Genomic DNA, 19,284 nt, shown 5'->3' on the forward strand with positions numbered 1-19,284 from the left:
CTTCCCAAAATTCCCCCAGCTCAAGCCGCCGCGCCAACGTTACGGCGCAGACAACGCCTCCGCATGCGCCTGCAGTTCCTGCGCCCACAAGGCAAGATCGGACTTTGCCGCCTCGGCATTCGTATAGCCGTACAATTGCTGAAGCGGCCGCTGCGGCGCCAGCCCTTCCCGGTTGCCGTCATACCAGACCAAATCGAACGCGGCGGGCGGAGCGAACGTGATCTCGTGCCGCATCCAGCGTTTCGTATCCTCGAACACCTGCGGCGCTTCCTGCCCGTTGCGGAAATTGAGCGTGCGGCCGAACTTCTCCAACGTATACAGGACGACGTTGTCCAGCGCTTCGTCGCTGCTTTCCCCGAGCACATACCGCATATATTCCCAGGCCAGTTCATGCTGGCGGGAATCCTTCAGGATCGCAAGTCCGGTCATAAGCGCGTTGTTGTATCGCTTGCCGTCCGGCGCATCGGGCAGCGGCGCGGCGGAATACCGTCCGAGCGTGCTGCTGGTGCTCGACGCCCGCTCGACGCGGAGCACCGTTTCGACCGGGCCGGAAGGAGCCTGTCCGTCTCCAGATGCAGCCTGCAGCAGTTCCGCATAGCGGACGAACGCCTGCACCGACGCTTCACTGTCGAACACTCCGGTTATCCGGCCGTCCGCGCTCATAAATTGCCCGCCGAGCCCGTTGATGAACGGTTCCATCGCATTCAGCGTCAACGCATGCCCGACCCCATGACCGGCTTGGGTCAACTGCTGGCCGGCCGCCGCGAAATCAACCAGCGTCCATCCTTCCTCCGGCAGCGGCACCCCGTTCGACGCCAGCACATTCGTCTCGTAGAACACCAGCAACGGGTCGCTTGTCAGCGGCAGCAGGATCGAGTCGCCGTCCACCTTCGCAAGCTCGATCACGTTCATGTAATCGCCCTGCCAGCGTACCGCTTCTGCTTCGATCCGCTGCGCCAGACTTTCGATGCGATCCCGCACGAGACGGGCTTCGAACACGGTCAGTTCGAGAATATCCGGCATAAGCCCCGGATCCGCCAGAATCTGCTCGAAATTCCGGTCGTACGCCACGTTGACGAACTCGATTTCCACGCCCGGATATTGTTCCATGAACATCTTCGACCGTTCCTGCAGCGTCTGATTGGCCCAGCCGTCAGCGCCCGCCGGATACGGGTCGCGGGCCCATCGCTCGCCATGCAGCCCGACCCGCAGCGTGCCGGTATAAGTCGGTTCCTCTGCATTCGGCTGTACAGGCAAGGCGGACTGGCAGGCAGCCAGCAGAAGCGCTGCTGCGGCAATCAGGATATACGTTCTTAACATTGTAATACCCCCGCGGTAGATTTTGTCGTTCTACTTGATCTGCTATATGTGCAGATCCCGCACCCTCATATTAGGCCTCCTTCCCTCTCAATACTGGATGAATCTATACTTAATAGTTAGTTTATACTATGATTCCATTGCAAACAACGAGAACCGTATTTTCTCTTTTTGTTATTTATATGGTTTTTTCCGCAAATAAACTGTGGTTAATACGCAATTACATTTTCACCATAATCACAAAATGTAAGCGGTAACAAAATAATCGGTGTATTGTATGATTGTTCTTGGTTACGACAATTCAATTATTCGTGAAAAAGGGGGATTTTCATGGTCTCCATATACATCACGCTGGTCTTATCAGGCATCTTGATCATTTCCTCGATATCCAAGTTTGTTTCGCGAAAAAACTTCCAAAAAACACTGTTCGAAATCGGCGTGAAACGAAACCAAATTAAAATTTTGGGCTGGTTGGTTCCCGCCTTAGAACTTATTCTCGGTCTTTTTCTTATTATTCCTCCAGTGCAGATGGTCGGACAAGTTGCGGTACTTCTTTTGTTCATCGCGTTTGCTGCAGTCGTCAGCAGAGCCGTTTACCAGAAAAAACAACCCGATTGCAACTGCTTCGGTAATCTTTTGCCCGAGAAAATGGGCGTTTCCACGTTAATTCGTCTGGTCGTTTTGATCGGGATGATCCTTTACTTGCTGATTGTCGAATCAATAACAATTGACACTATCCCTGCTCAGCAACTTGTATACCAAGCGTTTACATCAATAGGCTATATCGTGATTTACATTTTGACATCCAGTATTGTGAAACACTCCGTCACAAAACAAACGGGCTGACAAGGTGAGTTTTCAATGGAATCTGTAGAATTCATTTCCCATTTCGTACTATGGTCGGTTGTGTTGCTGCTCGTACTATCCTACTTGAATTCACCGGCAATGAAACCAAAAGAACAAGTGCTGCAATTACAGAGTTACGGGCTGCCCGTCAAAGATCAGTTTCCAGAACTTCAAATTCGATCCATGAACAATCGTTGGCTGAGGGAGGAACTCGATTCCGGCAAGCCCGCCATCATGCTCTTCACATCTGCCGGATGCAGCGTATGCAACGCAATATATCCTGTAGTCTCGGGGTTTGCAGAGAATCATGACGTGAATTTGCTGCTGTTCGTCGAAGGCAATACAGATGCCATTACCACCAAAATCACAGAACACGCCATACGCGTCCCGGTCTTCCATGCTGATCAAGAGACGCTCACTCATACGAAAGTGAACATCTTTCCATTCGCATACTATGTCTCCCGTGACGGAACCATCTGTGCAAAAGGAGGGATCCCTACAGGTGAGATGCTGGATCTCTTATTGTTCGAAGGCTCTTATATGGAACGAATGTTGTCAGAGGCAAGCTGATGTGCTCGTAAACGACGTTTTATAGGAGCTCGGAATTAAGCAGTCGTTCTGAGTCCGAATGAGGGGTGAATGAGGCAGAAATGTCGATGAAGCGGCGCCTATGAAAGCTGTTTTCAAGAATGTGCATGCCAAAGAACCCTCAAAAGGGCATTTTTTAAAAAATGCTATGAAGTCCTTTGGCGTTAAGCTGCCGCCAAGCCTTCCAGCCATTGCTCGACAGAGACGAGCTGCTTCTGCTTCTTCGCTTCTTCCAGCCACGCGTCGGCATGCTGGCACATGGCGATCAAGTACACGCGAATGTTCCAGTGGCGGGAACTGCGCCCGCGCGAAGCTTCCAGGTTGTAATCGACTTTCTGGCGCTTGATGCAACGCTCCACTCCGGTTCGCAGCGCGTAACGCTTTCTCCATTCCTTGCTGTCACGGCGGATGCGCGGGAACAGGCGCGGGTTATCCGCGGTGGATGTGTAGAACGTTCTTCCATAATCGGAAGGCGAGCAGGGAGTCGGGCATTCCCATTTGCCGACTTTGGCGGGACAGCGCCATTTGATGCGCTGTCGCCCGGAACACTTGCCCCAGCAGACCATCTTGCGTCCAATGGGGCAGACAGGAACGCCATCGGAGCCAATTTTCATTTCATTGTATACCGTATGCCCGGAACGCCTGAGATTCAGGTCGATGATGGCGGAAACATCATCGTGTTCCAGCATGGTATAGATCGGGAGGGCGTCGTGGGCCGAATCCAGGAGCGCCTCTCCCACCTTCCAGTCCGAGTACCAGTGACGCAGCTCGCGGTAGCCGCAGATCCATGACACCGAGTCATGTTGGCTGGCGCGAAACAATCGCGGGTACACGGGCAAATTGTAAGGACTGTCGGCTGCGGTGAACATGTAGAGCGTACGCCCGTAGTAATATTTCTCGCGATAGCTGTCCCAGCCCCAATCGGCATCCGGATCGGAAAATTGCCGTTTGCAGGAGCATTTCCAGTTGCCCGACTTGCGGCAATCGCAAAGGAACTTGCCGTACGAACGCGCGCCGGTTTCAACCGGAGATCCGTCGCCGATGACGCGGAAAGCGCTCGTATCGCCAAGCAATCCTTTTGCCGCAGAAGGCAGGACAAACAGGGATTGGAACAACTGTTGCAGCAGGTCGTGCTCCTTGGGGGCGTAGTGGATCTTGCCCTCGCGCAGGATGCGGGAGACGAGTTTCTCCGTAATCTTGGGGTTTTTGGGCTCTTGCTTTTCGTTCTTTTTGCCCTTCTTCCGCGGCTTCTTCAAGCGGCGTTTGACGCGCCCGGTCTTATGCGGAGTGGATGCCCGCCAAAGCCGGGGGAAAAAGTCGTAGAACGTTCCGACACCCGGCGTCTCACCGGGTTTAAAGCCGCAGACAATGGCATAGACCGGCGTCGTTCGCAGCGCGACGACTCCGTCATCGACACTGAGCCCGAGCTTGGTGAAGAGCAACATGCAGCGGAGCATGTCGGCGGGATCGTGGGGCTTGCGGCCTCTGGGATTGGAGGAGTAAGCCGAACGCATCAAGGAAGCGGTGGCGGACAGATCGATCGGCGTGATCCAGAAGATCAAGTCGCGATAGAAGTGTTGCAAGAACAACATGGCTTCCGGGGTGTCGAACTCCTTGCGCAGTTGATCGCTTACGAAGGTCAAGTAGTCCTGGTGAGAACGAGAAACGATTTTCACACAATCACCCAATTTTCTAGAGATAGGCAGTAAAAAAATGCCTTCTCGGCGATTGTTGGGGAGTTTCGAAAATGTCAAGAGGAAAGTTTGTTCGCATCCCTATTTTGGGGGTGAAACAATAAAGGACCCTGGCCAGAAAGCTAGAGTCCACAACGGAAATGAATTTCCGAGAAGCTTAGTTTTTTGAAAGGAGGTGAATATGAATGTGCACCGGCGGAACGTGGTATTGCAGCGGCACGTGCTATGCGAATAATTCCTACAAGCAACTCAGAGTCTCTATCGATAGCACCGGCCGCATCTGCAATCAATCTTGCGATTGTTGACAACACCGGCTATTTTGCACGAAGAGACTAGAAGTCGGATTCGGCTTCTAGTCTCTTCACATAATCATCCATTCATCTCATACCGGGAGGACTCATGATCCAATTGCTACTCTGGCATCACAGGAAGTTCGATCGAGAACCTGACTCATTCGAGCATGAACAGGATGCATACTTGCCATGATTCGAACACGTAAAGTCTTCACAACTCTCGCCAAGTCAATTGCTCTTGCCATGCGTACCGCCCCTGTCGTGTGCTTATCTTTGCTGATTTTCAAGTTTGTTGCTGCAGTGCTTCCGACTTTGCAGATCGATCTGACGAAAGAACTGACGAACAGTGTCGCGTCCTTATTGAACCAAGCGGGCAACATGCGAGACTGTATAACCGTGCTTGTTGTCATCTTTATTATCGGCATTTTTGCGGTTTTAATAGAACTGTTGAACCAATATATAACCCTATTGCTCCAGCAGAAGACCGGCTATCGAATGGAAGGAATGCTGGCTGAGAAAACCGTCTTGTTCCCCGTTATTCGATTCGATGATTCACAATTCTACGATCAGCTTCAAAGAGCAAGATCAACGATTACATTCAGCGGCCAACGGGTGATCGATTTTCTGTTTTCTGCCGGTCAGTCTCTTGTGACATTGATTTCGTTCATTGTGCTGATTGGTCAATTTGATACGCTATTAACCGTGGCCATCATTTTGTATATGATCCCGTCGCTATGGGTCAACATGAAGATTGGAAAATGGAAATTTTGGCTGCTCCGTCTCCAAACGCCTTTCACCCGCCGCATGCAATATTTGTTCGACTTATTGACCAACCGATCATCTGCAAAAGAATTGCGTATTTATAACCTTGGCCAAACGCTGTTGAAAGAGTGGAGCGCCATCTATTGGAACAATGCTGCGGAACAAAAAAAGGTTGAACGCAGATCGTTTAAAGCCCGCTCCGCCGTCGAAAGCATTCAAAGTTTGCTGGGGATGTTGTTTACGATTTATTCAATATTTGTTTGTATAAACGGAAATCTGACAGTCGGTCATTTTGTTGCAATCTATCAAATTCTGGTTTCTACACAGAGCCAATTAAAGAAGTTGGCGTTTGAACTTTCATCCTTGTACGAAGACGCGTTGATGATGAATGAATTTTTCCTGTTCATGGACACCAACGAAGAAGGACAGAACAGCGAAATTGCTGCCGCGTTGCAGGCCTTCAAAGGCCCAATTACAAAAGGAATTACCGTGAACAACTTGTCATTCCGTTATCCTAACCGTTCGGAATACACCCTTAAGAATATATCGCTGCATATTAAACCGAACCAAACTGTAGCAATTGTCGGCGAAAACGGAGCAGGAAAAAGCACGCTCGTAAATTGCCTGATCGGACTGTATTCGTCATACTCTGGCAAGATTGAATATGACGGAGTAGATTTAAAGAATATAGACAAATCGGCGTTATATCGAAACATCGCTGCCGTATTTCAAGACTTTCTCCGTTTATATAATACTCCAAGGGAAAACATCGGGTATGGCGATATCGGGCGCTTGTCGGACCAAACTGCACTTGAAATGGCGGCTGCACGTTCTGGGGCATCAGAAGTCATCTCGTCCCTCCCCGATGGGTTTGATACGCGGCTTGGACCCGAATTCGAAGGCGGCACGGAATTGTCAGTAGGACAATGGCAGAAGCTGGCTCTCGGACGCGCATTTTTCAAAGAGAGTGAAATCATCGTACTGGATGAACCTACAGCTTCAATGGATCCGATAGCGGAACAATCTCTGTACAAAAGATTTGCCGAGTTGTCTGAGGGCAAAATCACGCTGTTGATTTCTCATAGGCTGGGCAGTTGTAAAATCGCAGATCACATTCTCGTGTTGAAAGACGGAGAACTAGTCGAACAAGGGACCCATGACGAACTTCTCAAGTCGTCCCGTCGAACCGCCGGAGCAGACCGATTGGCGCGTAGCTGATGAAGCCGGCCGGCAGCACCGTGAACAGGACGATCCGCGCCGTTCCCTTGAAAATATCCGTCGGATACGTGCTGAGCGCGACCAGACCGTTAAAGAGCTGGGAAGCCATCCCTTCCGCCTGGCCGAAGAAGAACGCCAGCGTGCCGGCGGCGAGCGTCACGAACAGGAACAGCAGGCCGCTGATCAGGAGCCCCAGCGCATATTTCGCGGCGCCGATCAGCGTATGTTCGCCGGCCAGGGCGTAGATCGCGACGCCGAACAGGAAGTCGCCCATCGCCGTCAGCGACATGCGGCTGACCAGCACGCCCAGCAGCAGCGGTTTCGGCTGCGTCAGGAACACATCCAGCTCGCCGTTCGCCACGATGGGCGCGATGCGGGGGTAATTGCCGAACAGCACGTTCGACCAGCCGAATCCGCCCGCGCTGATGCCCCACAGCAGCATGACGTCCCGCAGATCCCAGCCGTTCACGGCCGGAAAGCGTGCGAAGAAAATCGCCCAGAACACGAGCCAGATGCAGTTGTTCACGAACATCATGACCGCCAGCATGAAGAAGCTGGCCCGATACTCCATCGCGGCGGCCAGATTCAGCTTCCAGCACGTCAGCACGTACCGCAAGATGCCGGCTGCGCGCCGGACGCGGCTCCCGCGGCCGCCGGACAGCCTAACCGCCGTTGACATTCAGCTTCCGCACTCCTCTCCGATAGATGAACGCGCACAGCACCGCAAGCGCAGCGGCCCAGCCCCACTGCGTCAGCAGAAATGCGGCGAGCCGCCCGCCGTCGAACGCGACGCCCATGCGGGCCGGGAAATAGAGCACCGCCTGGAACGGCAGCCACCCGCAGACGCGTTCCAGCCAGTCCGGCATCAGTTCGAGCGGCAGCAGCATGCCGCCGGCCGTGAAATTCAGCTTCTGCAGGACGAACTCCATGCCGCGTGTCTCCTCGACCCAGAAGGCGAGCAGCGCGACGGCCAGATTGAGCAGGAACGCGACGGTGAACGCTCCGGGCAGCAGCGCGGCGAGCCCGGCCCAGCCCCAGCCGAAGGCCGGCGGCCCCATGTAGGCCCAGGCGATCGCGCTCCCCGCGGCGAGCTGGACGAGGAAGCGGACGCCCGCTTCCGCCAGATACGTCATGTAATGAAACCCGTTGTAGGCGATGGGCCGGATGAGCCGGACCGCCACCTCGCCCTGCTTCACCTCGTCCTCGATCCGGATGCACAGCTGCGGGCAGGCCATCGTGACGGCTTCCGCGAAGACGAGGTACCAGATGATCTGGTTCAGCGCGAACCCTTCGATCATCTCCGTCCCGCTCGAAGCGTACGCCGCCTTCCACAGATGGATGAAAATGAACAGAATGAGGAGCAGAAACAGCGCCCGCACGACACAATCGACCCGGTACTGCAGCTGCTGCCTGACCGCGATGATCCCGACCGCCCGGTATTTGTGCAGCTTGGCCATAACCGGCATCATGACGCCGCCCCCTCCTCCGCCGGCGGACGGCCGCTCCCGCCTTCGTAGACCGCCCGGATGACATCCTCCATCGGCGGATCTTCAACCGTCATGTCTTCGATCGCGCAATGCCCGATGAACGCGGCGAGCACATCCTCGATCGAGGCGGCGGTCGTGTCCACGGACAGCCGCCACGCGGACGGACCGGCTTCCGCGGCCCGGACGCCATCCGGCAGCTTCTCCGGCAGCCGCGCGCCGTTCCGCAGCTTGAGGTGGACCGTCTTGTAGTTCAAGACTTCGCGCTTCAGCCGCTCGACCGGGGCATCGAAGATGACGGACCCGTGATGGATGACGACCGCCCGTCGGCAGAGCTGCTCGATGTCGGACGGGTCGTGGGATGTGAGGAAGACGGTCGTCCCCTCCTCCCGGTTCCGCTCCGCGATCAGCTCGCGGATGCGCCGCTTCACAATGACATCGAGCCCGATCGTCGGCTCATCCAGGAACAGCAGTTCCGGGCGGTGCAGGAAAGCCGCCGCGATCTCGCAGCGCATCCGCTCGCCGAGCGACAACTTGCGGACGGGCGTCTGCATGTACGGCCCGAGCTCGAATCGTTCGACCAGCTCGTCGCGGCGGCGCAGGTAATCCGCCCGCCCCAGCTCGTACATCCGGCTGAGCAATTCAAACGTGTCCGCCGGCGGCAGATGGTACCAGAGCTGCGATTTCTGCCCGAAGACGGCGCCGATCCGGAACGCCAGCGCCGCGCGCTCCTTCCACGGCACCATCCCCAGCACGCGGGCATGGCCGGACGAAGGATGGAGAATGCCGGTCAGCATTTTGATCGTCGTCGATTTGCCCGCTCCGTTCGGCCCGAGGAAAGCCAGCGTCTCCCCCGCCTCCGCCTTCAGACGGATGCCGGCCACCGCCGTCTTCTCCGTCCACTCCGGCCGCAACAGCGAACGGACGCTGGCCTTGAAGCCCTCCGGTTTCCGCTTGACGCGGAACGTTTTCACCAGCCCTTCCACTTCCAGTGCCAACACGTCTGCATGCCCTCCCATCTCGCTCTGTTCTGCTAAAGCAACAAAGACCTCCGGCCCGCACCGCCGGTAATGGCGGAACTTGCCGAAGGTCTTTTATCCCTTACGGTGTATCGCGTCCTGCTTGTTTAACCCCGAATGCCGACGCGACGATTTCGCTCGGTTCGCCCGGCCTTGCCGGCCGTCGGATCCCTAGAAATCCTTCCGTCAATCGCTTGTTGAGAACAGATATTACCACGGAATGTCAGGTTTGTAAATACCGCATTTTGGGATGAACGCGCGTTAACGGCTCTCAAGCTCAATCCAGTTGTTGCGGATGATTTTCTTGTACCAGTAGAAGCTGTCCTTGGGCGTGCGCTTCAGCGTGTTGTAATCGACATGCACGAGGCCGAAGCGGCACGTGTAGCCGAACGCCCACTCGAAATTGTCCATGAGCGACCAGGTCAGATACCCTTTCAGATTGACACCGGACGCAATCGCGCGGCCGAGCTCGGCGATATGGTCGCGCAGGAACGCGATGCGGCGGTCATCCCGGATCCGGCCGTCCGGTCCCGGCTCGTCGTTGTAGCAGACGCCGTTCTCCGTGATGTAGATCGGAATCGGGCCGAAATTATCCGTCAGCCAGGTCAGCATCTTGTACAGGCCTTCCGGATAAATGAACCAGCCCTTGTCCGACTTGGCATAGCCGAGATCGACATGCTCGAGGTCCAGGTAGTTGTTGCCCGGCTTGTGCCGCACGATGTTGCCGCCGTAGAAGTTCAGGCCCAGGAAATCCATCGGCTCGCGGATGATGTCCATGTCGCCCGGCTCGACGACCGGCTCGGCGCCTTTCGACTTGATCCATTCCGCCATCTTCTCCGGATACTTGCCGGTGAAGACCGGCTCCACGAACCAGTTGTAGATGGAAAATGCGCGGTAGGCCGCGTCGACGTCCTCCTGCTTGCGGGTGAGCGGCTCGTACCAGTACATGTCCGGCGCGTAGCCGATCTGCCCCTTCACGCCTAGCTCGCGGAAGCGGCGCACCGTCCGGCCGTGGGCGACCATGACGTTGTGGGCGACCTGAATGGCCGACTGCCAATTCGTGATGCCCGGCGCGTGCCGGCCGAGCAGATGGCCGTTGATCGCGATGCACCACGGTTCATTGAACGTCATGTAGTAATCGATCAGCCCGTCGAATTCGCGGAACATCGTCTCGGCGAAACGGACGAACGCATCGATCGTCGCCCGGTTTTCCCAGCCTCCCCGGTCCTGCAGCGCCTGCGGGAGTTCCCAGTGATAGAGCGTGCAGAACGGGGTGATGCCCGCCTCGCGCAGCTTCGTCACGAACCGCTTGTAATGCGCGATGCCCTTCGGGTTCACCTCGCCGTCCCCTTGCGGATAGATGCGCGGCCAGGACACCGAGAAGCGGTACGCTTTCACACCGAGCTCTTTCATCAGCGCGATGTCTTCTTCATACCGGTGGTAGCTGTCGCATGCGACGCTCGCGTCGTCGCCGTTCATGATGCGCCCCGGAATGGCGGCCAGTGTATCCCAGATCGACGGACCGCGGCCGTCCTCGGTCAGCGCGCCCTCGATCTGATAGGCGGACGTCGAGACGCCCCAGACGAAATCTTTCGGAAACGTTAAAATGGTCACGCGTTTATACCTCCTGATCGTGTGACGTCAACCGCTGCGATCCGCGGCTCACCCTTCCGCCGGCACGACATCCCACTCGTGGATCTCATACCCGCGCGCGCCATGCACAATGTACGGGTCCTGCTTCACCCAGTTTTCCACTTCCTCGTACGAGCGCGCCTTGTAGATGACCAGGCCGCCGGCGCCGTCGGTGAACCGGCCGTTGGCGAACAGCCGGCCGGCCGCGCGCTGCTCGGCCAGAAACTGCAGATGCTCCGGCCGGAAGCGGTCGCTCTTCTCCGCATCCTTCATCGGCAGGAAGACGGCGTAATGCTTGATCGGGCCCGCTTCGCTTTCCTTCGCGTCTTCGTCGGTCTGGAAGCGGAACATCGCCGCCATGTCGCGGTCGCCGTAGCCGGATGCGATCGCGCGGTGGAGCAGGCTGCGCACGCGCGCCCCGGCCTTCAGCCGGACGCCGCTCTTCTCCGCCATCTCGGCCGCCAGGTCGAGGTCTTTGCCGAGCAGCTTGATGGCGAAGCCGGGATCATACGCTTCCTTCGCGATGAAGCCCGAGTAATGGCGGCCGAGCATGCGGCTGCTGGCGAAGCTCGCCATCAGAATGTCGACAAGCGCCGCCTCGTCCAGTCCGGCCTTGCGGCCCAGCGCCAGCGCCTCGCTGACCGCCTGGGTATGGATGCCGACCATGAGCTGGTTGATCAGCTTGACGACCGACCCGCTACCGCTCGGACCGACATAATAGATCTGCTTGCCCATCGCCTCGAAGGCGGGCTTCGCCCGGTCGAACGCTTCGCGCTCGCCGCCGACCATGATGCTGAGCGTGCCTTCGGCCGCGCCGACCGTACCGCCGCTTACCGGCGCGTCGAGAAACGCGATGCCGCGGGCCGCCGCCGCATCGAACAGGCGCCGGTTCAGATCCGGGCCGACCGTGCTGCAATCGACGAGCAGGAGACCGGGCCGGCCGTTCGGAATCAGGCCGTCCTCCGACGTGTACACCGCCTCGACGTCGGCTGGCATCGGCAGGCAGGTGATGACCATGTCCATTTCGGCCGCCAGCTGCGCCCGGGTCAGCCCGGTCTTGCCGCCCGCCTGCGCGAATTTCTCCTCCGCTCCCTTGCTGCGGTTCAGTCCGTACACCTCGAAGCCGGCCTTGACCAGGTTGATCGCCATGGGCAGCCCCATGTTCCCGAGTCCGATGAACCCGATTTTCATCATGCGCCACCGTCCCTTTCGCTGTTTCGCGGAAATCAGACATTGCGAATCCCAACGGCTCCATTGTAAAACAGCGCGCACCGGGGGACAAGGAACGTTTTCCCGCTGACTGGACATGCCGGCAACGCATATACATGGTGGTGGGGTCTTACGCATTTGCATCCGGCGGAACCGGAGAGGAGGGGGCTTAAAGCCCATGTCAAATGCCAAAGCCATGAAACTGCTCACCGGCGTAGTGGAAGCCGTCCTGGCCATTCCGGTGCTCGGAGGTCTCATTGTCCTGGCCAGTGCCTACTGGGCGCTGGTCGTCATGTGCGTCCTGCATGCTGCAACACTCATCATTTCCGTCAAAAATCACGACTCGTACTACGGCTCGATCCTGGGCATCGTCACATCCTTGCTGGCCTGGATTCCCTTCCTCGGCTGGCTGCTTCATCTGCTGACCGCCGTGCTGCTGCTCATCTCCGCGCTCAGAAGAGACTGAGCCGCGCGGCGGGCTCCTTCAACGGAACCGCCTGCGCGGCTTTTCACTTTGCGGGATCAACCGGCTCACGCGTCCTCCGGCGGATCGTCCGCCAGATATTGCCGTTCGAACAGATCGGGCGGAAGCGGCCGGCTCTCATGGTACCCCTGGTAGCCTTCGCAGCCGAGGCGGCCAAGCGCCTCGAGCTGTTCCTCCGTCTCGATGCCTTCGGCGATGACGGACATGCCGAGTCCCTTCGACATGGCGATGATGCCGGATACGATTGAAGCCGTCGCGCTGCTTGCGAGCAGATCGTGCGTGAACGAACGGTCGATTTTCACGATCGACAGCGGCAGGCTCTTCAGCAGCAGCAGGGACGAATAGCCGGTGCCGAAGTCGTCCAGCGCGATCCGGATCCCCCTCGCGCGCAGTTCATTCAGAATCTGGGCGCACGATTCGAGGTTAAGCAGCGCCGCGGTTTCCGTAATCTCGAAGCAGAGCCGCCCGGGGTCGACGCCCGACTCCGCCACAATCCGGTCGACGCCGGCAACGAAATCCGGCTGCTGCAGCTGCTTCACCGACAGGTTGATCGACAGGTGCCATCCGCCGGCGAACCGGTCGGACCACGCCTTGAGCTGCCGGCACGCCTCGCGCAGCACCCACTCGCCGATCGGGACGATCATGCCGAACTCTTCCGCGAGCGGAATGAACATGCCCGGCGGCACGCTGCCGATGTCCGGCAGCGTCCAGCGGATCAGCGCCTCCGCGCCGATCAGCCGGCCGCTCTTCAGATCGAGCTGCGGCTGATACAGCAGATAGAAGCCCGCCATCGTGTCCAGGGACAGGCGCAGCCGGCTGCCGATCGCGAGCCGTTCCCGGACCACTTCCTCCATCGCGCCGCTGTAGGTCTCCATGCGGTTCCGGCCCTGCTGCTTCGCCCGGTACATGGCGGTGTCCGCTTTCTTGACCAGCTCGCCGATGTCAACGCCGTCCTCGGGATAGCGGCTGATGCCGACGCTGGCCGTGGCGAACAGGTCGTGGCCGGCGACCGTGAACGGCTGCCGCAGCTTGTCCACAATGCGTTCCGCCAGCCGCCCAGCCGCTTCCCCGGCTTCGCCGCCGGTCAGCATGATCGTGAATTCGTCGCCGCCGATGCGGGCGACGAGGCCGGCGTCGCCGACCATGTCGGCCAGCTGGCCGGCCACCAGCCGGAGCAGGGCGTCGCCCATGTCGTGGCCCAGGCTGTCGTTGATGACCTTGAAATGGTCGAGGTCGATCATCATGACGGCGACGCGCGTCCCGCCCGCTTCCGCCTCGCCGATGGCCCGCTCCAGCCGTTCATAGAACATCCGCCGGTTCGGCAGCCCGGTCAGCGGATCGTGGTAGGCGAGAAAATGGATCTGCCGTTCCGCCCGCTTTCTCTCCGTGATGTCGCGGACCGAGAGGTAGATCCGCGCCTGTCCCGGTTCGCCGTAACGCCGGCCGTTCACCAGCCCGTCGATCGTCTGGCCGCCGCGCGTCACCCACTGCAGCTCCATGTCGGCAATGCCCGTCTCCGCCTTCCCGTTTGACCAATGGGCGCGCCATTTTTCCTCCGATTCCGGCGTCAGAAACGACAGACAGCTCGCACCGACGACTTCCTCGCGCTCGTAACCCATCGCCTCCAGCCAGCACGGATTCGCATCGGTGATGACGAATTGTTCGTCGAGAGACAGCAGCATGACCGGCGTGTTCCGGAAGAACGCGCGGTATCGCTCCTCGGAAGCGAGCAGCGCGCACTCGGCCATCTTGCGCAAATGGATGTCCGTAATGGCGCCGAGGAACCGGACGGCGTTGCCGCCGGCGTCGGTCACGATCTCACCCGCCGCCGACACCCAGATATATTCATCCCCGCGCTTCACCCGGAATTCAATATGGAGCGGCAGCCGGTATTTCACCGCCGCCTCCCAGACGACCTTGACGCGCGGCACGTCCTCGGGGTGCACCAGACTGAGGAACGCCCGGCCGTCGGCCGGCCATTCCTCCTTCTCGACTCCCATCAGCGACTTGATGCCGGTGATCCATTCGATCCGGCAAGACGGCAGCTCGAGTTCGAAGACGCCGTCATGCGTCGTGCGCGAGACGATGCCGAGCCGCTCCGCCAGCGCGGCGTAGCCGGCCTCCCGCTGCTCGAGTTCGGCAAGCAGCTTCCGGTGGTCGATCATGGCGCCGAGCAGCGAAGGCAGCTGGCGCGTGTCGTGGCCGCGGATGAACCGCTCGTTCACCGGTCCCGCGGTGACGAGCAGCCCCCAATTCCGCGTCTCCGACTGGATGAGCTGCACGAGCACGAATTCCGGGTCGTCCGCTCTGCGCTTGAGCGGAGGCATCGGGGGAAAACGCTCCGCCATCCAGCGGCTGCCGGTCACCGGCACGCCCGTGCCGTTCACGCTGTAGGCGCTGTCAAGGATGAGATCGGAGGCGCCGGGCTCGCCTTCCCACAGGCCGACGATGCCCCAGTGCTGGTTCGTATAGCGCAGCCAAGACATGTCCCGGGTGTCGATCAGGCGCAGGCTGAGCCGGCGGTGCGATTCGATCAGCTGCTCCAGCTCTTCGCCGGGGATGTTCTTCCAGGACAGCGTCTGATCGTTCTCCGACAGATCGGACGCCTTCGACCGGTCGGACGCCTTCCCGCCGCTCGATTCGCGGATGACCACCCCGACCGGCAGGACGGTCGTGCCGACCCGGCCGGATCGTCCTTCCAGAATGTCCATCGTCCGCCTCAGCGCGCAGCGGCCGAGCTCGATGATCGGCTGCCGGGCCGTCGTCAGGCCCGGCTTGCACGTCTTCGCGATGCCGCTGTCGTCGAAGCCGACGACCGCCACATCCTCGGGGACGCGCACGCCGGCTTCCGTCAGCTGTTGAACCAGCGCGGAAGCGACCAGGTCCGAGGCGGCGAACACCGCCGTATACGGCAGGCCTTCCTCCAGCATGAGGCGGGCGGCCGCGTCGCCGCTCTGCACGTCGTACACGTTGCCCGCGCCCATCCCGATGCCGGCTTTCTCCATGGCGTCCTTGCAGCCTTGAAAGCGCTCGCGGAAATCCGCATTCGCCAGGCTGCCTGCGAACGCGATGCGCCGGTGCCCCATTTCGATGAGATGCCGGGCAAGCGCTTCCGATGCGCCGCGGTTGTCGCATTTGATGACATATGCCGAACCCGACAGCCCGGCGTGATCCGCGATCGTCACGAGGGGCTTTCCGGTGCCCGCCAATTCCCGCGCATAGGCTTCCGACACCGCCTGCGCCACGATAATCCATGCGTCAACCAGATCCCAGCCGACCCGGGCGTCATACGAGATGCGCAGGCCGAAGCTGTCGAACGTCGCGGTCGAGACAACCAGAACGTCGAGATCGAGCATCAGCGCTTCGCGCGATATACCCCACAGAATATCGCCGTAATAAAACCCGTCCGGAACCGGAATCAATACGCCGATCGTCCTGCGACTCACATCATTCCCCGCCCTCTGCCAGGATGTAACTCCATGCCGGTTAAGGAATAAAATTGATAAAAACAAAGCAGGATTGACGTAAATTATAGCTTGTAGTGCTCAAGTTTGACAAGTAAAGCAGCATTACACCGTCCCGAGAACTAGGTATAAACACTTATTTTTATATGAAAGGAATAGCCGGAATCGGCTTTCCCCCGCTGTGTTATAATGATGCTGGTTTATTGATGCGTCCGCCTTCCGCCGCGGCCGCGATGCGCGCGGCGGAAACGGGAGAGAGGAAATGGCGATGAAAATGGACCTGGGTGCGATCGATGTCCGGCTCAGCCTGACGGAGGACGGCGATGCGCTGCTCTACGGACTCGACGGAACCGGCGGATTCGTGCCGGGCATGCGGCTGAAACAACTGCTGTTCGCCTGGCACGAAGACTCGTTCTACGGCACGGAACTGGAAATCCGCAGCCTGCGGAACATCGAGATCGTCGAATTGCCGGCGGAGTTCGTCATTCCGTTCTTCGCGGAGCTGCCGCTGCTGGGGCATGTGGACTGGGCATGGGGCGGCGAGGCCGAGCTGCTCCGGCGGCTGGCCCCCGCCCTGATGGCGTGCGCGGCGGCGAAGCGGTATGCGCCGAGCCGCGAAGCGATGGCGGCGGGCCGGCTTGAGTGGCAATGGGAAGACCGGGAGATCGACCGGCGGATCGACGCGCTGGTCGCGTCGGGCGAAGCCGACGATGATTTCGGCCGGCGGCTCCGCGCCGCGTTCACGGCGGCCGTCTTCGACCGGCATTACGGCACGGAGGAACGGGCGGCCGACCTGCGCCGGGAATTTCCGCGCCTCTTCGAACCGGGCGCCGGCGAGGCGGCGAGGAGCCTGAGCGATGACGACTGGCTCGTCCACATCGGCTGGCGGCAGGACACCGCGCCGTTCCGTCCTGCGCTGCAGCTCATCGAGCCCGGTCCGATCGATGCCGAATGGCGGCTCCGGATCGTGCTGCAGGACAAGGAACGCCCCGATGCGCTCGTGCCCGTCCGGCTCGATCCGGACGGCCATGTCTCCGGCGGCTGGCCGGAGGAATGGACGGACGCCGTGCGCGGGCGGGCCGACGGCTGGCTCAAGCGGCTGCGCGCCGCCCTGCCGGACCTGGCGCCGGACGGCGGGTGGCAGCCGGAAGGCACGGCGCTGGATGACGCGGCGGCCTGGCGCTTCCTCAGCGCGGACAGCGTCCGGCTGATCGCCGCGGGCTGGCAGGTGCTGCTGCCTGCCTGGTGGGAGGAAGCCCGCCGCGCGCGGCCGCGCCTGCGCGCCCGCATCCGGTCGGACGCCGGCGAAGGTCCGTCGCTGTTCGGCCTGGAGTCGCTCGTCGATTTCGACTGGCGCATCGCCTTGGGGAGCGCCGAGCTCTCGGAGCAGGAGTTCCTCGAGCTGGCCGCCCGCGGGCGGCGGCTCGTCCGCGTCCGCGGACAGTGGGTCGCGCTCGATCCGGCGATGCTGCCCGTCATCCGCAAGGCAATGGCGCAGTACGATCCGTCCCGCGGCCTGTCGTTCCGCGACGTGCTGCAGCTGCATCTGCTCGGCGGCGCGGCCGGCGATGACGCGCCGGAGGACGGCGGAGCGGAAGCCGGCGCCGCGGCCGAAGAAGCCCGCGTCGCGCTCGAGGTGGAGCTGAGCGGCCGCCTGCTCCGGCTGATCGGGCAGCTCGGCCGTCCGGAGGACAATCCGCTGCTGCCGGCGCCGGAAGGGCTCAAGACCGCGCTGCGCCCGTACCAGCAGATCGGGTTCTCGTGGCTCGCCTCGCTGCGGCGCTTCGGCCTCGGCGCCTGCCTCGCGGACGACATGGGGCTCGGCAAGACGGTGCAGCTCATCGCCTACCTGCTGCATGCGCGGGAGGAGATGCGGGCCGCCGGCCGGATGATGCCTTCGCTCATCGTCTGCCCGACATCGGTGATCGGCAACTGGCAGAAGGAACTCGCCCGCTTCGCGCCATCGCTGCGCGTGCTGCTGCATTACGGCGGCGGACGGCCTTCGGGAGCCGAATTCCGCGAAGCGGCCGAGGCGGCGGACGTCGTGCTGACGTCGTACACGACGGCGGCGCTCGACCGGAAGACGCTCGCCGCCGTCTCCTGGGACGCGGTCTGCCTCGACGAGGCGCAGAACATCAAGAACTACGCGACGAAACAGGCCGCGGCCGTGCGCAGTTTCCCGGCGCGCCACCGGATCGCGCTCACCGGCACGCCGATCGAGAACCGGCTCGCCGAGCTGTGGTCGATCTTCGACTTCCTCAATCCGGGATACCTCGGCAGCCAGCGGGCGTTCAACGAGCGCTACGGCGGCGCCGCCCTGAAGGAAGGCGGCGATGCGCGGCTGGCCGAGCTCCGCAAGCTGGTGAAGCCGTTCCTGCTCCGGCGAAAGAAGCAGGACCCCGCCGTGCAGCTCGACCTGCCGGAGAAGAACGAGATGAAGACCTACGTGCATCTGACGGCCGAGCAGGCCGCATGGTATGAGCGGACGGTGCGGGAATTGCTGGATCGGTCGGGCGAGCTGACCGGGATCGAACGGAAGGGCGCCATCCTGGCGGCGATCACGAGGCTGAAGCAATTGTGCGCGCATCCGGCGCTGGTGACGAAGGAGCCGCTGCCGGCCGTGCGCCCGGTATTCGACGCGGACGGAGATGGCCGGCCGCAGGCGACGGACGGACCCGCGGTGGACGTTGCGGCGCTCGCCGCCCGGTCGGAGAAGCTGGAGCGGCTGCTCGAGATGGTGCGGGAACTGCGGGAAGCGGGCGAACGATGCCTCATTTTCACCCAGTATGTCGGCATGGGCAGGCTGATCCAGGCGGTGCTTCAGGAAACGCTCGGCGAGCCGGTGCTCTATCTGCACGGCGGCACGCCCCGGGCCATGCGCGAGCGGATGATCGAGATGTTCCAGTCGAACGCGCTGCCCGCCGGCAGGCAGCCGCATGTGTTCGTCCTGTCGCTGAAAGCCGGCGGCGTCGGGCTGAATCTGACGGCGGCCAGCCACGTCTTCCATTACGACCGCTGGTGGAATCCGGCCGTCGAGAACCAGGCGACCGACCGCGCCTATCGGATCGGACAGGTGAAGAACGTCCACGTTTACAAGCTCATTGCGCTCGGCACGCTGGAGGAGCGGATTGACGAGATGCTGGAAAGCAAGCGGCAGCTGAGCGAGACGGTGATGGCCGGCTCCGGGAACTGGATCACCGAGCTGTCGACGGAGGAGCTCAGGGAGCTTGTCACGCTGCGGCGCGATCTGGTGCGGTAATGCCGGCCGCGCCCG

The 19,284-nt window shown here is 60.4% G+C and carries 13 protein-coding genes; 5 read left to right on the forward strand and 8 right to left on the reverse strand.

Annotation, left to right across the window (positions count from 1 at the left end):
* Window positions 1-39 precede the first annotated feature (39 nt).
* Complete coding sequence (locus THECO_RS16030) at window positions 40-1,320, reverse strand: ABC transporter substrate-binding protein (RefSeq protein ID WP_015256079.1); 1,281 nt, start codon at window positions 1,318-1,320, stop codon at window positions 40-42.
* Window positions 1,321-1,647: 327 nt separating this feature from the next.
* On the opposite strand from THECO_RS16030, the gene THECO_RS16035 reads away from it, so the two are divergent.
* A complete protein-coding gene (locus THECO_RS16035) occupies window positions 1,648-2,163 on the forward strand; it encodes a MauE/DoxX family redox-associated membrane protein (RefSeq protein WP_015256080.1) in 516 nt (171 codons plus the stop codon).
* A 15-nt stretch (window positions 2,164-2,178) separates the two neighbouring features.
* Window positions 2,179-2,733, forward strand: coding sequence for a TlpA family protein disulfide reductase (locus THECO_RS21265; RefSeq protein WP_015256081.1), 555 nt, complete (start codon window positions 2,179-2,181; stop codon window positions 2,731-2,733).
* A gap of 182 nt (window positions 2,734-2,915) precedes the next feature.
* Here the strand turns inward: THECO_RS21265 and THECO_RS16045 are convergent, their stop codons facing one another.
* Entirely contained in the window at window positions 2,916-4,427 is a 1,512-nt protein-coding gene (locus tag THECO_RS16045; protein ID WP_041853721.1) for a hypothetical protein, read from the reverse strand.
* Window positions 4,428-4,927: 500 nt separating this feature from the next.
* Here THECO_RS16045 and THECO_RS21270 point away from each other — a divergent pair, with 500 nt between their 5' ends.
* Window positions 4,928-6,718: an ABC transporter ATP-binding protein gene (locus THECO_RS21270; protein ID WP_015256083.1), complete on the forward strand. Its 1,791-nt coding sequence runs from the start codon at window positions 4,928-4,930 to the stop codon at window positions 6,716-6,718.
* On the opposite strand, the gene THECO_RS16050 is transcribed toward THECO_RS21270, so the two are convergent.
* From THECO_RS16050 to THECO_RS16070, 5 genes are all read right to left on the reverse strand, one after another.
* Complete coding sequence (locus THECO_RS16050) at window positions 6,669-7,397, reverse strand: ABC transporter permease (RefSeq protein ID WP_015256084.1); 729 nt, start codon at window positions 7,395-7,397, stop codon at window positions 6,669-6,671. The genes THECO_RS21270 and THECO_RS16050 overlap by 50 nt on opposite strands.
* Window positions 7,381-8,187 (reverse strand): ABC transporter permease, encoded by an 807-nt coding sequence (locus tag THECO_RS16055; protein WP_015256085.1) that lies wholly within the window; start codon window positions 8,185-8,187, stop codon window positions 7,381-7,383. The genes THECO_RS16050 and THECO_RS16055 overlap by 17 nt, the downstream gene beginning before the upstream one ends.
* A complete protein-coding gene (locus tag THECO_RS16060; protein WP_015256086.1) occupies window positions 8,184-9,203 on the reverse strand; it encodes an ABC transporter ATP-binding protein in 1,020 nt (339 codons plus the stop codon). The genes THECO_RS16055 and THECO_RS16060 overlap by 4 nt, the downstream gene beginning before the upstream one ends.
* 279 nt (window positions 9,204-9,482) lie before the next feature.
* The gene (locus THECO_RS16065) at window positions 9,483-10,835 is read right to left on the reverse strand and encodes a GH1 family beta-glucosidase (RefSeq protein WP_015256087.1); all 1,353 of its coding nucleotides are present in this window, start codon (window positions 10,833-10,835) and stop codon (window positions 9,483-9,485) included.
* 48 nt (window positions 10,836-10,883) lie between these two features.
* Window positions 10,884-12,320 carry an NAD(P)-binding domain-containing protein gene (locus tag THECO_RS16070; RefSeq protein WP_332306817.1) on the reverse strand — a complete coding sequence of 479 codons (1,437 nt, stop codon included), beginning with the start codon at window positions 12,318-12,320 and terminating at the stop codon, window positions 10,884-10,886.
* Here THECO_RS16070 and THECO_RS16075 point away from each other — a divergent pair.
* On the forward strand, window positions 12,241-12,528 hold the full coding sequence (locus THECO_RS16075; protein WP_015256089.1) for a hypothetical protein: 288 nt from the start codon (window positions 12,241-12,243) through the stop codon (window positions 12,526-12,528). The genes THECO_RS16070 and THECO_RS16075 overlap by 80 nt on opposite strands.
* A gap of 65 nt (window positions 12,529-12,593) precedes the next feature.
* Here THECO_RS16075 and THECO_RS20710 read toward each other — a convergent pair whose 3' ends face one another.
* A complete protein-coding gene (locus tag THECO_RS20710; RefSeq protein ID WP_015256090.1) occupies window positions 12,594-15,992 on the reverse strand; it encodes an EAL domain-containing protein in 3,399 nt (1,132 codons plus the stop codon).
* A gap of 280 nt (window positions 15,993-16,272) precedes the next feature.
* On the opposite strand from THECO_RS20710, the gene THECO_RS16085 reads away from it, so the two are divergent.
* The gene (locus tag THECO_RS16085; RefSeq protein WP_015256091.1) at window positions 16,273-19,269 is read left to right on the forward strand and encodes a DEAD/DEAH box helicase; all 2,997 of its coding nucleotides are present in this window, start codon (window positions 16,273-16,275) and stop codon (window positions 19,267-19,269) included.
* Window positions 19,270-19,284: the final 15 nt, after the last annotated feature.

This window comes from Thermobacillus composti KWC4 (assembly GCF_000227705.2).
GTDB classification, from domain to species: domain Bacteria; phylum Bacillota; class Bacilli; order Paenibacillales; family Paenibacillaceae; genus Thermobacillus; species Thermobacillus xylanilyticus.

Excerpts from the sequence above, each read along its gene's own strand:
- THECO_RS16030 (WP_015256079.1), bottom strand. The coding sequence starts at position 1,320 with ATGTTAAGAACGTATATCCTGATTGCCGCAGCAGCGCTTCTGCTGGCT.
- THECO_RS16035 (WP_015256080.1), top strand. The coding sequence starts at position 1,648 with ATGGTCTCCATATACATCACGCTGGTCTTATCAGGCATCTTGATCATT.
- THECO_RS21265 (WP_015256081.1), top strand. The coding sequence starts at position 2,179 with ATGGAATCTGTAGAATTCATTTCCCATTTCGTACTATGGTCGGTTGTG.
- THECO_RS21270 (WP_015256083.1), top strand. The coding sequence starts at position 4,928 with ATGATTCGAACACGTAAAGTCTTCACAACTCTCGCCAAGTCAATTGCT.
- THECO_RS16050 (WP_015256084.1), bottom strand. The coding sequence starts at position 7,397 with ATGTCAACGGCGGTTAGGCTGTCCGGCGGCCGCGGGAGCCGCGTCCGG.
- THECO_RS16055 (WP_015256085.1), bottom strand. The coding sequence starts at position 8,187 with ATGATGCCGGTTATGGCCAAGCTGCACAAATACCGGGCGGTCGGGATC.
- THECO_RS16075 (WP_015256089.1), top strand. The coding sequence starts at position 12,241 with ATGTCAAATGCCAAAGCCATGAAACTGCTCACCGGCGTAGTGGAAGCC.
- THECO_RS16070 (WP_332306817.1), bottom strand. The coding sequence starts at position 12,320 with ATGAGACCTCCGAGCACCGGAATGGCCAGGACGGCTTCCACTACGCCG.
- THECO_RS16085 (WP_015256091.1), top strand. The coding sequence starts at position 16,273 with ATGGCGATGAAAATGGACCTGGGTGCGATCGATGTCCGGCTCAGCCTG.